This window comes from Runella sp. (assembly GCF_965279615.1).
In the GTDB taxonomy this organism is placed as follows: Bacteria; Bacteroidota; Bacteroidia; order Cytophagales; family Spirosomataceae; genus Runella.
Genome location: NZ_OZ257252.1, coordinates 7,954,574 through 7,968,041, shown reverse-complemented (window position 1 = coordinate 7,968,041; position 13,468 = coordinate 7,954,574). Strand labels below are relative to the sequence as shown.

At 44.0% G+C, this 13,468-nt stretch carries 9 protein-coding genes; 6 read left to right on the top strand and 3 right to left on the bottom strand.

Annotation, left to right across the window (positions count from 1 at the left end; translation table 11 throughout):
* Window positions 1-61 precede the first annotated feature (61 nt).
* The gene (locus tag ACQY73_RS33815; protein WP_428659160.1) at window positions 62-874 is read right to left on the bottom strand and encodes a universal stress protein; all 813 of its coding nucleotides are present in this window, start codon (window positions 872-874) and stop codon (window positions 62-64) included.
* A gap of 210 nt (window positions 875-1,084) precedes the next feature.
* Here ACQY73_RS33815 and ACQY73_RS33810 point away from each other — a divergent pair, with 210 nt between their 5' ends.
* Together ACQY73_RS33810 and ACQY73_RS33805 are read left to right on the top strand one after the other, a co-directional pair.
* Window positions 1,085-2,647, top strand: a complete 1,563-nt coding sequence (locus tag ACQY73_RS33810) for a PglZ domain-containing protein (protein ID WP_428659157.1) — start codon at window positions 1,085-1,087, stop codon at window positions 2,645-2,647.
* A gap of 463 nt (window positions 2,648-3,110) precedes the next feature.
* Window positions 3,111-4,271 (top strand): acyltransferase family protein, encoded by a 1,161-nt coding sequence (locus tag ACQY73_RS33805; RefSeq protein WP_428659154.1) that lies wholly within the window; start codon window positions 3,111-3,113, stop codon window positions 4,269-4,271.
* 57 nt (window positions 4,272-4,328) lie between these two features.
* Here the strand turns inward: ACQY73_RS33805 and ACQY73_RS33800 are convergent, their stop codons facing one another.
* A complete protein-coding gene (locus ACQY73_RS33800) occupies window positions 4,329-6,707 on the bottom strand; it encodes a TonB-dependent receptor (RefSeq protein ID WP_428659151.1) in 2,379 nt (792 codons plus the stop codon).
* A gap of 77 nt (window positions 6,708-6,784) precedes the next feature.
* Here ACQY73_RS33800 and ACQY73_RS33795 point away from each other — a divergent pair, with 77 nt between their 5' ends.
* On the top strand, window positions 6,785-7,432 hold the full coding sequence (locus tag ACQY73_RS33795) for a hypothetical protein (RefSeq protein WP_428659148.1): 648 nt from the start codon (window positions 6,785-6,787) through the stop codon (window positions 7,430-7,432).
* Window positions 7,433-7,546: 114 nt separating this feature from the next.
* Window positions 7,547-10,051 (top strand): heavy metal translocating P-type ATPase, encoded by a 2,505-nt coding sequence (locus tag ACQY73_RS33790; RefSeq protein WP_428659145.1) that lies wholly within the window; start codon window positions 7,547-7,549, stop codon window positions 10,049-10,051.
* On the opposite strand, the gene ACQY73_RS33785 is transcribed toward ACQY73_RS33790, so the two are convergent.
* Complete coding sequence (locus ACQY73_RS33785; RefSeq protein WP_428659142.1) at window positions 10,048-10,812, bottom strand: hypothetical protein; 765 nt, start codon at window positions 10,810-10,812, stop codon at window positions 10,048-10,050. The two genes, ACQY73_RS33790 and ACQY73_RS33785, sit on opposite strands and share 4 nt — an antisense overlap.
* Before the next feature lie 285 nt (window positions 10,813-11,097).
* On the opposite strand from ACQY73_RS33785, the gene ccoS reads away from it, so the two are divergent.
* Both ccoS and ccoN read left to right on the top strand, forming a co-directional pair.
* Window positions 11,098-11,262 (top strand): cbb3-type cytochrome oxidase assembly protein CcoS, encoded by a 165-nt coding sequence (gene ccoS / locus ACQY73_RS33780; RefSeq protein ID WP_428659139.1) that lies wholly within the window; start codon window positions 11,098-11,100, stop codon window positions 11,260-11,262.
* A gap of 18 nt (window positions 11,263-11,280) precedes the next feature.
* Window positions 11,281-13,428: a cytochrome-c oxidase, cbb3-type subunit I gene (ccoN, locus tag ACQY73_RS33775; RefSeq protein ID WP_428659136.1), complete on the top strand. Its 2,148-nt coding sequence runs from the start codon at window positions 11,281-11,283 to the stop codon at window positions 13,426-13,428.
* Window positions 13,429-13,468 lie beyond the last annotated feature (40 nt).

The window sequence follows — 13,468 nt, the reverse complement described above, 5'->3', positions numbered from 1 at the left end:
AAAAAGAATGGTTGGAACTGCCAACCATTCTTTTAAACAACAGGAAAGTAAATTTAATACGTTAATGACTCACCATTACGGCCATTTTGGCGTGATTTACTACATCTTCCGCAATGCTTCCATAGATAAAATGCTGAAAACCCTTGCGTCCGTGCGTATACATCACAATAATATCTGCGTCCGCTTTTTCGGCGTACTTTAAGATCGCTTTTTCAATGGAATCGGCTTCGATAATTTCAAAGTGGTAAAAACTATACCCTAATTCAAAAACCCATTTTCCGACTCTCTCCCGTAATACATCCGCATCAAACAGCTTTGTACCATTGTCAACGTACACAAAATGAGGTTTTATTTTTGCCGTATCCAACAGCGTCGAAGAGGTTTTAAAAAATTCTTCGTTTTCAAAGTCAACAGCAAAAACAACATTTTGAAACTCACTTATCGGCGATTTTACCACCAATACAGGGCAGGAAGTTTTTCGTACAACGTGCTCGGCATTAGAACCTTTTGTCCACTCCTTCCAACCGCTTGCACCCGTAGATCCCATCACGACCAAATCGACTTTTTGTTTAGCTACCGAATCGGCCAGCGATTCTTCCGGTCTCACTACTTTCAATCGGAATTCGACATTCCGGCAGGTTGGCCTGTCAATCATATCTTTAAGTCTGTCTTTTGATTCTTGGGTCAGATAACGATAGTAATCTTCTTTATCTTCATAAAAATCATTGTCGATCATTGTATATTCCAACGTAGGAAAAATCAAGCGTTTGAGCAAAATAACAGTGGCATCGTGTTTTTGGGCAATCGCTACGGCCACCTCAAGTGCATACTCAGAAACATCGCTTAAATCAATAGGAACAAGAATATTTTTCATGGTTTGAATGGAGATGTTGGTTCATACCGAAATTTCCTTCCTTTCCACGTTTTAAAATATGATTATCGGCAGCTATGTTTGCTGATTAATGTCACTAAATAAACAATTAATCAAAGGTGAAGTCGTTAGGAGAGATACATTTTGGGTTTTGATTTTTTCCCATACAAGCACCTTCTTATTTTTTCAATCAAACCATCTTACATATTACTTATGGCAAATATTCTTTGGGCAGATGATGAAATAGATCTATTAAAACCACATATTTTATTTCTTACGGGCAAAGGCTATACCATTACTCCCGTCAACAGTGGCTCTGATGCACTTGATAAAGTAGAACACGAACGATTCGATGTCGTTTTTTTGGACGAAAATATGCCGGGTCTTTCGGGCCTTGAAACCTTGGCCCAAATAAAACAAATGCGTCCCAACCTTCCCGTGGTCATGATCACCAAAAGCGAAGAGGAACGTATCATGGAAGAGGCCATCGGTTCACGGATCGCCGACTACCTCATTAAGCCGCTTAATCCCAATCAGATCCTTCTTTCGGTCAAAAAAATCCTGGATAATAAGCGTTTGGTCAGCGAAAAGACCAACATCAGCTACATGCAGGAATTTCGGCAGTTGGCCATGCAATACCAAGACCGCATCGGCCATGCCGAGTGGGTTGAACTCTATAAAAAGTTGATATACTGGGAACTGGAACTTGAGAACACGCAGGACAAAAGCATGGAAGAGATTCTTTCCACCCAGAAAGAAGAAGCCAATAACAACTTCTGCAAGTTTGTATTGGACAACTACGAAGATTGGCTCAATGATCCCAATGCCGATAAACCTGTCTTATCTCACCAACTCATGAAGCGTAAAGTGTTCCCGCTCATGAAGCAGACCGAGCCGTTGTTTTTCATTTTGATCGATAATTTACGCTACGATCAATGGAAGGTGGTTGAACCCTTGTTGACCGAGTTTTTTACGGTCGAAGAAGAATCCTCTTACTATTCCATTTTGCCTACTACCACCGGCTTTGCCCGTAACTCGATCTTTGCGGGAATCATGCCCAGCGAGATTGAAAAGCAATACCCTAACTGGTGGGTAAACGATGAAAACACGCCCGAAGGGGAAGAAGGGCTTAACAAACACGAAGAGGACCTGTTGCGGAAACAATTTGAACGCAACCGAATGCAGGTGCGGTTTTCGTACAATAAGATCATTAATCAAAACCACGGAAAGGCGCTTGTTGATAACCTTCCCAACCTTTGGAAAAATCACCTGAACGTTATCGTTTTTAACTTTGTGGACATGCTCTCGCACGCCCGCACCGACATGATGATGATTAAGGAGTTAGCTCCTGATGAGGCCGCTTATCGCTCCATCACGCGGTCATGGTTTCAGCACTCTCCAATCATGGACTTTCTGCAACGCATCGCTGAGAAAAAAGGACGCATCATCATCACCACCGACCACGGCATGACGCGCGTTAAAAAACCCGTCAAGATCGTAGGCTACCGCGAAACCAATACTAACTTACGTTACAAGCAAGGGAAAAATTTAGGCTTTGACGACAACAATCATATTTATGTTTGTCGCCGCCCGGAACGTTTGTTTTTACCCAAACTCAATGTTTCAACCGCGTATGTTTTCACCTTGGGCGATTACTTTTTCGCCTATCCCAATAACTTCAACCAATACGTAAATATGTATCGCGACACGTTCCAGCACGGCGGTGTTTCGATTGAAGAAATGATTGTGCCGTTCGTGTTCCTTAAAGCCAGGTAAGTAACTATTCTTTCCAACACCATCAATGCGCAATGTTTGTAAGGACATTGCGCATTGATTTTAACTAATGGGTTCAAAAGCCCCGGAGAATGTAACTTCCACTAAGGTTTGGCTTTTCCGATTTTCACACACTATCAGACATAATCTTTTGTCATTTTTTTACTCTGTTCACCCTCAATCAATATTCCGGTACCTAAACCGGGTTTTCATGTGCATACTCCGTTTTGCACAAAGGTCACTCTACTGTTAAGTCTTTTCCCAAATATCTAAATGAATAAAGGAATTAAATGCTCGAATTTTATTCAGCAAAGTTCTCTTCTATAAGCTATTTAAGCAAAAAATCCACTATAAATCGATCCAACAGCTATAGCTCAAAGCTAACAGGTATCTGCAAAAGGATATACTTTTTTGATACTAATTGAGTCAGTGCACGTCTAAAGGAAAATTTAGATGTGTATAACCAATGAATGAAAATGGTATTTTAGAAGTTAAAACGACAAAAAAAGGCAAAAATGAAAGAGCTGTAGGGTTAGATTTAGTACGTGCGATTGCCATTTTATTGGTCGTTATTCACCATGGCTTTTTTATCTTCCCCGTTAATTTTATACCCCTTCCGGATGGTGTTGATATATTTTTTGTTTTGAGCGGCTTCCTGATCGGTGGTATTTTGATCAGGAATTTAGAGAAGCGAAAACAGTTTTCTATAACCGACTTAAAGCTGTTTTGGCTCAGACGTTGGTTCCGTACACTTCCTGCTTATTGGTTTATGTTGTCGCTTAATCTGGCGCTTTATTTCTTATTTAATCTCCAAAATCAGCCCATAAAAAGCGTCTTGAAACAAGTGCTTTTGGTAGATAAGTTATGGCAATACGCCCTCTTTATTCAAAATTTTTTCAGTATCCTGTCTTCGAGTTTTTTTTCAGAATCCTGGAGTTTGTCCGTCGAAGAATGGTTTTACTTATTCTTTCCTGTTGTTCTGTTCATTGCTTTAAAAAAAGGGCTTTCATCATCGGGAGCAATGTCATTATCTATCCTGATAATCATACTCTTACCGTTGGCTTTCCGGTTTCTTTTTTCCGATTTTACTGAAAAAGGGAATTGGCTATTAACAAGAATGGTCGTTATTATGCGCTTGGATGCCATTGGCTTCGGCATATCAGCGGCTTATATCAAAGCCTATCATCCCGGACTATGGTATAAAATGGGGGCTTCAAAACTCCCGATGCTCATCGGTATTCTCGTCTTTTACCTGAGTATTTATGTCATTTACACCGGTAGTGTCTACGCCCACTCCGTCGCTTTTGTAAATCTCTTCTTTTATCCGGTCACCGCTGTTTCTGTCATGCTCATGTTACCTGCGCTCAGCAAAATAACGATAAAGAATACCCTATTGAAGAAAGGAATAACTTTTATCAGCCTTATTTCTTATTCAATGTACCTGATTAATTTATCCGTTATTATAAAGATCATCAAGCATTTCGCTCCTGCCTCTATGACAGACACGGGCAAATTTATTGCGTATGTACTCTATTGGGTAAGTACGATCGGTTTCGCTACTCTTATGTATCATTACATTGAGTTGCCATTTTTGAAACTAAGAGACAGGTACTTCAGGGATACTTGATTTGCCTTTATCCTTTTCTTTAATTCTGGCCTGATTTATTGGTGTCAAAAAAAATAATCAAAACTCCACCCGATAATTCACTACCGGCACCATGCCCAATTGAAATTGCTGCACAACCTGACGCTGAAGAACGTCGTAATAACTGTACGCTTCGTTTTTGGTACCTGACAGATTCTGAATATCAATTGACCATGTACGTGTAAAGTGCGGTTTATTGCGTTTCCAAAAAATGCGTACGTCGGGGCGGAAGTAGTCTTTCAGTTTAATGGTATACAACTCGGTGGCTTTATAGACCGTTTGCCCCGAACTTCGTGAAGCATCCGGATCAATCGGTGAGTCGCGGTAGCCGCCCAGCCACAAGATACGCAGATTGACACCAAACGTACGGTTGGGGCGACGATGAAACTCTTTTCCTCCCGCCAAACTAAACGTATGATTTCCATTAAAACGTGTACTGCGCTCTATGCCATCCTGCCCTTTGTAGGTAGAATTATACAATGAACCCGTAATGAGTGCGTAGAAATTATTTTGCAAAAATCGTTGATACGTTACTTCAATGCCGTAGTTGCGGCCTGTTCCTTTGTTTACGAGTTCGGCATCGGTAAATCCTTCCAACAGATTCAACGCCGAGAAAGCAGGCAATACGCGATAACTCACCACCGGGTCATATTTGGCAATTGGAACATTGTACAAAGATTGATAATACACCTCAACCTTAAAAGAACCCAAAAGCGAAAGGTTCTGCTCAAAACCCGCTACAAAATGATGGGCTTTGGTAAAACCTAAACGAACATTGGGAAATACTTCATTTCGTTGATCCGAATTTTTAAGCGACAGATACGTTTGCGGCAACTGCAATTGGCTATGCAATCCGTAAGAAAAACTGAAGGCGGTGCGTTTGGTAGCGCTGAAACGCAATGACGCCCGTGGTTCGAGCGAGTTGGTTTGATTATACGTATACGACAAAAAATGAATGCCCGCCTGCAAGAGCAATCGTGGTGCCAAGCGGCCCGTGACCGACGCATAAGGCTGAATGATCATCCCTTCCGTACTGCCCAACGAAATGCCTCGGTTCTTTATGTTCACCGAATCTTTTTGGTAGGTAAGTATGATTCCTTCCTGTAATTGCCAGTTGGCATTTAACTTATGCGTCAAATTAGAACTGAGCGAATAGCGCGTTTTTTTGAAGGCATCCAATTGAACAAAAAAGCGGGTAAAGTTTGCTTTTGACAGCACATACCCTTCGCGGCGTGTTTCCAGCCCCGATACCGCCAATACTGTTCGCAGGGTGGAATTACGGCCCAGTTTCAATTGATGCGTAACGCCCAAAGCGCCCATGCGGTTTTTAAATTCAATGTCAAAGCCGTCTTTTTCAAATTTCCACAGTGAGGTATCGCGTTCTGCTTTAAAAACATTGCTGCTTACACCTCCCATCCCGAAAACCGTGAAATGCCCGGCTTTTTGCGTCGGGAAAGAAAGGTTGAATGAAATATCCTGAAAACGAATGTCTTCACCACCGAATTTTACACCCATCACCGCCAATAATCCCGTAAACGAATAACGGTAATTGACCAAGTATGACGACTTATTTTTGCGCGAAATCGGCCCTTCGGCCGACAAATCAATGCCTATTAAGCCCGCCTGTCCCGTAAATTCATGTTTTTGGTCGTTGCCTTTTCGTAAATGTACATCCATCACTCCGCCCAACACATTGCCATATTGAGAAGGAAAAGCACCCGTCATAAAGTCGGCACGCTCCATAAGTTGAGCGCTCAGAATGTTAGTCCCTCCGCCCGATTGGGTCGGACGGTCGCTGAATGTACCTGCATTGCTCAGGTGGTTGGGATTGACGATCTCAACGCCTTCCAGACGCCACTGTGTACCGGTAGGCGAATTTCCCCGAATGACCAAATTATTGGCTTGGTCGTTGGCAGCTACTACGCCCGGAAACGAAGTAGCTAAACGGGCCGGGTCAAAGAACGTAGCGGCATAGCGCAACGTCTGTTCAATGGTAATACTCTGAAGGCTTGTTTGCGACACCGGGCGCGCCGTCCGTACAATAGTTTCGGGAAGTTCTTTGATGGATTCCTTTAATGCTAAGTTAACGATCTTCTCTTTGCCCGCCTCTACCAGAATCTCGGGAAAAATACGCGTTTCATAATTGATGTGAGACGTTTGAATGGTATATCTTCCAAGTGGCACGTCGGCAAAACGAAAAATGCCGTTAGAGTCGGTCACGGTAATTGTTTGGGCCGTAAGCATGACCGTTACTCCTTTCAGCGGTCGGTTGTTATCAACGTCCGTTACCACACCTCTTACCGTTTGCGTGAGCGTTGTTTGTCCAAAAACAGCGTGGGTAAAAAACAAGAAAAAGCTCAAAATCAGGAGGTTGCTCTGCTTAACAAAAATCATAAAAGGAGTAGATGTATATTTCATCAAGATACTTACGTTGTTTAAGGCAAAAATGTAAACTTAGCATTAAAGAATTTAGTTATCAATCAAAGTCCGAAACGATGAATCTCAAAACCACCGAAGCAAAGCTGTACTACGCCCTGTACGATTTTTTCGAAGCGGAAGGGTTTCGATTGTTGATGGACAAAAAACAATTTCGCAAAAATACACCGGCGGGCTTCACAAACATTATTTTTTCGGTATCAGAATACGAAAAAGAAAATGATGCATGGGTGGAGGTCCATATCGGGTGCCGCAATGAGCAGGTAGAACAGATCGCTCAACAATTTTTAAACTCCAATTCGGTCGATTTTCGTTCGGACGCCAATACCCTCATTATCTCAACCGGTAAATATAATAACGTAAACTATTTCCGCTACAAAATCCAAAACGATGAAGATTTGGCAGATGCCTGCGAATCCATCCGAGAATTCATGCAGTCGTCGGGATTTAGCTTTTTATCCACCATTAACAGCGTGTCTGATATAGACAGTTTACTAAATCTTTTGCCTCATAAACCATCCAAATTCTTATATAATCAGGTCCATCGCTGTTATAAAGGCATCGTGGCTGCCAAGCTTAACAACAGTCCTCAACTTGAGCGCCTTACCGAAACGTATCGTCGTTACTTGGCAAAATTCGGCAATGAGGCCGAACGGCATAATTATGAACGTCTTGTTGCCTACCTGAATTATTACGGAAAAAACTGACAGAAGAATCTGTCTTACACTTTTCCTGACCAAAGTCACTTTCGCAGACTGACTATCCTCATACGTTGACGAACGCCTCGGGCGCACTTTTGGGGAAATACAAATACCCATTGTATGCCGCAATCCGTTTTATCAACCGTTAAAGTAAGCTGCTATCACTGCGGCGCCGACTGTGAAGATACCGTTATAATGCATGACGACAAGCCTTTTTGTTGTGAAGGCTGCAAGCTTGTGTATGAATTATTACAGGAAAACGAACTTTGCAGCTATTACGATTTCACCAAAAACCCCGGTGTTTCTCCCGATAAAAACTATTACGCCGGCAAATACGCTTACTTAGATCTTCCCGAAGTGCGTCAACGTATCATCCAATTTACGGATGGTCGCCAAACGCACATCAATTGGTACCTTCCTCAAATGCATTGCAGTTCGTGCGTCTATCTGCTCGAAAACCTCCACCGTTTGCAGGAAGGGGTTATTTCAGCCATTGTCAATTTCCCGGAAAAGCGCGTACGAGTCATTATCGACGACAAAAAAATAAAACTGAGCCAACTGGCCGAGTTGCTTACGTACATAGGCTACGAACCCTACATCAGTCTTCAGGACGTTGAATCCGATCAAAGCCCCAAAACCAATCGTACCCGTTTGTACAAGATCGGGATTTCAGGTTTTGCATTTGGTAATGTAATGATGATGAGTTTTCCCGATTATTTCGGATTGGGAGCTACTCAATCAGATCAGCATTTACAAACCATGTTCAGTCTCTTTAGTGTGGTATTGGCATTGCCGGTTTTCTTTTATGGAGCCTCAGATTTCTTCGTATCGGCGTGGAAATCCATTCGCAAACGCCATCTCAACATCGACGCGCCCATTGCTTTAGCCATTTTGGTCACGTTTGTGCGCAGCTTGTACGAGATCGGTACGCAAACGGGCGTTGGCTATTTAGACTCCATGACGGGTATTGTGTTTTTTATGCTGTTGGGACGTTATTTTCAGGACAAAACCTATTCCGTCATTTCTTTTGACCGCGATTATAAATCGTATTTCCCGGTAGCGGTAACAAAATTAGGAGAAAGCGAAAAGGAGAAAGGAAAAAGTGAGAAAGAATCAAAGACGAAAATCGCCGGTAAAGATTCAGTCCACCACTCATTGATCACAAACCTCCAAGTTTTAGTTACAGATTTACAACCCGGCGATCATATTTTGATTCGTAACAAAGAATTGATCCCGACAGATGCACGTCTGGTGAGCGAACGGGCCATGATTGATTACAGCTTTGTATCGGGAGAATCAGATCCTGTTGAGAAAACCCGTAACGAACTCATTTACGCGGGTGGGCGTCAGATCGGTGGCGCGATTGAGCTGGAAGTGACCAAACGCGTTTCACAAAGTTATTTGACCCAACTTTGGAATAAAGATGCTTTTACGCAGAACAATCACAAAAAACAACGCGACTTGGTAGAACAGATCAACCGCTATTTTACATGGGCGCTTTTGGTTATAGGTATTTCAGGACTAAGTTATTGGGCGTTGGCGGGAGACCTGCCGCGCGGCATCAATGCCATCACGACCATTTTGATCGTAGCCTGCCCATGTGCGTTACTGCTTTCCGATACGTTTACGAACGGGAATATTTTGGGAATGTTCGGGAAACATAAATTTTACCTCAAAAACGCAAAAGTAATCGAAAGCTTATCCGAGATTGACACGGTCGTTTTTGATAAAACAGGAACGCTTACCCTTTCGGATACGGGTCATATGCAATTTGTAGGAATGCCGCTTACACCTTTTCAACAACGCCTTGTACGCACAATGTGTGAACAGTCTTCGCATCCTTTGAGTCGGCTTATTGCCAAATCGTTGGGGATGATTCCCAAGGAAGCCGCACTCACCGATTTTCAGGAAATAGAAGGGAAAGGGATTATGGCACATCTTGGCGACAATTGCATCCTGAAATTGGGCTCCGCCGCTTTTGTTGGACTCTCGGAAGCGCCTGTGATTAGTTCCAACGCCCATAGCCGAGTCTATTTTTCGTTCGGAGGTCAGCAGGTAGGTTATTATGAGATTCACAGTCAATACCGCGAAAATCTCAGGGAAACCCTTCAGGCACTTAAAAATAAAAATTACCAAACATTTCTTTTATCGGGCGATAAACCGACGGATGTCGAATTGTTGGGAAATTTATTTAAGAATAAAACCCATTTATATTTTAATCAAAAGCCCGAAGATAAGTTGGCATTTATTCAACAACTGCAACGAAAAGGGCGCAAAGTGTTGATGGTCGGCGACGGTCTAAACGACGCCGGAGCCTTAGTTCAAAGCGATGTAGGCATCGCTGTTTCCGACAATGTCAACAATTTCTCCCCTGCCTGTGACGGTATTCTGGAAGGAAGCCACCTTTCGTATTTACCCCAATATGTCAGGCTAGCCAAAGCAGGCAGACGCATTGTTGTTCAGAGTTTTATCATTTCGGTAGTGTATAATATTATCGGGCTGAGCTTTGCCTTAACGGGCACATTGGCACCTGTTATTGCGGCGATTCTGATGCCGGCAAGTTCAATTTCTATCGTCTTGTATACCACTCTTGCAAGCCGAATTGCCACGGCACGGGCACTTTAACGCAACAACCGAACAGCGGCTAAATTGATAAGTGAATTGACCAGAAATGCCAGAAAAAACGACATCGCTACCGAAAATTCCTGAAGGAGAAACGCCTGTAAAAACAGGAACGTCGTAAACCCAACGAGCCCGATCATGATACCTCTCAAGATGGTGATGGTGGCATTACTGCCCTGTAAATAGTGCGTAAAAATGGCCAAAATGGAAGTAATGATCGGAAAAGGAGTCAGGATACCGCTCCACGTAGGCCCCAGTGCTTTGGCAAGAGTGGTAATGGCCAATACAAAAAGGGTTGCCACCAACATCCGGAAAGGGATATCATATTTGGGAGGTTTCGCCCGTTGGCGGGGCGTTGTTTCAATCGCCGGAACAGGATAAAAGCGCAACGCTGCCACAATGCTGAAAATAGCTACGCCATAAATACTCCACAATGACAGATGGAGCATATCAAGCAAAAGCGCTGTTACCACAAACATCGTGTAAGAGATCAGAAGTGTCGGCAACCAGTTGAGATACTTTGAAACCAAGGCATAACAGTAACAAAAACCAACCAACGACACCACGCCCGTCAGGATACCGGGAATAGCGTGTATTCCGAAGGCAGTTCCCTGTTCCAGAATAAAAAATACCAGAATCGGCCCGGCCACCCACGGCATACTGCCAATAATTCCCCCGACACTATTGCCCCATTTTCGACTCACGAGGGTGATCATCCCAATAACCATCGGCATCATGGTCAATTTAAAAAACAATATATTCATCTAACATCTATTCAATACCGGCAAAGGTACGCAGAGAATGCGCACAACGTCACGCTAACATTCTTTTTGTGCTTAAAATATGCCCTGATACGCAGCAAATGCATTTTTCCTCCTAAAGGATCAAATGAGTATCTCAACTTCTCTGCACATCGACAAACCTGACCAAAGTCACTTTCAACCCTGATTTCGCTCATCTTTATTGGAATCCCTCAAGGCTACTTTTGAGCAAGCCGTTCGGAAATGATACTTCTCACGTATGCCCGGCCAACGAAAAATTCAACCTCTATGAGCGCACTCATTCTCCTTCTCTCCGTCAGCCTGCTCGTCGCGATCGGATTTCTAACCGCCTTTGTGTGGTCGGTTCGAAAAGGCCAATACGACGACGATTACACGCCCTCCGTTCGAATTCTGTTCGACGACAAAGAAAATAATTCATCTCCTCAATCATAAACTCCTCAATTAAAAAGTATGGAACCAATTTCCAAAACGACCGCCACTGTTGAAATGGAAGAGTTCACCTACGATAATGTCATTGTACGGAACTTCGCCATTGCCTCTATCGTGTTTGGGATCGTCGGCATGTTGGTAGGTGTGCTAATTGCTTTTCAGTTAGCGTTTCCTGCCCTCAATTTTGACACCTCGTACACTACCTTTGGCAGATTACGACCATTGCACACCAACGCCGTCATTTTTGCCTTTGTGGGCAACGGCTTTTTCATGGGGCTTTATTATTCTGCCCCCCGCATTCTGAGAACTCCCATGTGGAGCCCCGTATTGAGCAAGATCAGCTTTTGGGGCTGGCAATTGATCATCGTAGCTGCCGCCATTACGCTTCCTCTCGGTCTTACTACCGGCAAAGAATACGCCGAACTGGAATGGCCGCTTGACATTGCCATCGCAATAGTTTGGGTAGCGGGATTGATCAATTTGATCATGACGATGGTCAACCGCCGTGTTCAGCATATTTATGCGGCCATATGGTTTTATTTGGCCTCTTTCGTGACCGTTGCCATGCTTCACGTGGTCAACAGCGTTGAGTTGCCTATTTCTTTGACCAAAAGTTATTCATGGTACGCCGGGGTGCAGGATGCGCTGGTTCAATGGTGGTATGGTCACAATGCCGTGGCATTTTTCCTGACCACTCCTTATTTGGGTTTAATGTATTATTTCCTGCCCAAAGCCGCCAATCGCCCCATTTATTCGTACCGCCTTTCGATCGTTCACTTCTGGTCGTTGATCTTTTTGTATATCTGGGCCGGTCCTCACCACTTATTGTATACCTCATTGCCTGATTGGGCGCAGTCGCTTGGAACGGTATTTTCCATTATGCTGATCGCGCCGTCTTGGGGAGGAATGATCAACGGGCTTTTTACCCTTCGCGGTGCGTGGGACAAAGTTCGGGAAGATGTTGTGTTAAAATTCATGGTGGTAGCCGTTACTGCCTACGGTATGGCGACGTTTGAAGGACCCATGCTTTCCCTCAAAAACGTGAACGCCATTGCCCACTATACCGACTGGATCGTTGCTCACGTACACGTAGGTGCCTTAGGGTGGAATGGTTTTATGACATTTGCCATCATGTACTGGTTGTTTCCACGTCTCTACGGACGGCCTTTGTATTCACTTAAACTCGCCAATTTTCACTTCTGGATCGGTACGTTGGGAATTATCTTCTACGCTGTTCCGATGTATTGGGCAGGTTGGACGCAGTCGTCGATGTGGAAAGAATTTACGGAAGAAGGTTTCTTAAAATACCCTAATTTCCTCGAAACCGTCACTCAGCTTGTTCCCTTTTATATATTACGCGGTTTTGGCGGTACTTTATACTTAGTCGGTTTCATTGTAGGGTCTTACAACCTTGCTATGACTGCCCTAAAAGGCAAACTTATCAAAAGCGAGAAAGCACGTTCCGCTTCATTGGCTTCCATCTGGCACCAACCCGCCAATGAGTTCTGGCACAGCCGTATTTTTGAACGTAAACCTGTATTACTCACCGTTATCGCGTTGGTGGCGGTCATCATTGGTGGCGTGATCGAATTGGTGCCTACTTTCATGGTAGAATCCAACGTTCCGACCATTGAAAGTGTAAAACCGTATTCACCGCTTGAATTGCAGGGACGCGACATTTACGTTCGTGAAGGATGTTATACCTGTCACTCTCAGATGGTTCGACCCTTCCGCAGTGAAACCGAACGCTACGGTGAATACTCAAAAGCGGGTGAATTTGTGTACGATCACCCTTTCCAATGGGGCTCAAAACGTACCGGCCCTGATCTGCACCGGGTAGGAGCAAAATACCCCGATTCGTGGCACTTCAATCACATGGAAGACCCCACCAGTATGTCACCGGGTTCTATCATGCCTAAATATCCCTGGTTGATTGAAAATGAGCTTGATCTGACCACCACCCCGGCGAAGATCAGCGCCATGCGTACGTTAGGCGTGCCTTACGAAGAAGGCTACGAAGACAAAGCTACGGAAGACGCGCGGGCACAAGCCAATCAAATTACGGCGGGCCTCAAAAAAGACGGTATCAAGACGAAGTCTGACAAAGAGATCATTGCGCTGATCGCTTACCTGCAACGGCTCGGAACCGACATCAAAGCCGCTCCATAAACAGGACTTCGGTTGATGCCCTCCATTGGGTTGTGAGCAA

Coding starts and splice junctions, on each gene's coding strand:
- ACQY73_RS33815 (WP_428659160.1), bottom strand. CDS start 874: ATGAAAAATATTCTTGTTCCTATTGATTTAAGCGATGTTTCTGAGTAT.
- ACQY73_RS33810 (WP_428659157.1), top strand. CDS start 1,085: ATGGCAAATATTCTTTGGGCAGATGATGAAATAGATCTATTAAAACCA.
- ACQY73_RS33805 (WP_428659154.1), top strand. CDS start 3,111: ATGAATGAAAATGGTATTTTAGAAGTTAAAACGACAAAAAAAGGCAAA.
- ACQY73_RS33800 (WP_428659151.1), bottom strand. CDS start 6,707: ATGAAATATACATCTACTCCTTTTATGATTTTTGTTAAGCAGAGCAAC.
- ACQY73_RS33795 (WP_428659148.1), top strand. CDS start 6,785: ATGAATCTCAAAACCACCGAAGCAAAGCTGTACTACGCCCTGTACGAT.
- ACQY73_RS33790 (WP_428659145.1), top strand. CDS start 7,547: ATGCCGCAATCCGTTTTATCAACCGTTAAAGTAAGCTGCTATCACTGC.
- ACQY73_RS33785 (WP_428659142.1), bottom strand. CDS start 10,812: ATGAATATATTGTTTTTTAAATTGACCATGATGCCGATGGTTATTGGG.
- ccoS (WP_428659139.1), top strand. CDS start 11,098: ATGAGCGCACTCATTCTCCTTCTCTCCGTCAGCCTGCTCGTCGCGATC.
- ccoN (WP_428659136.1), top strand. CDS start 11,281: ATGGAACCAATTTCCAAAACGACCGCCACTGTTGAAATGGAAGAGTTC.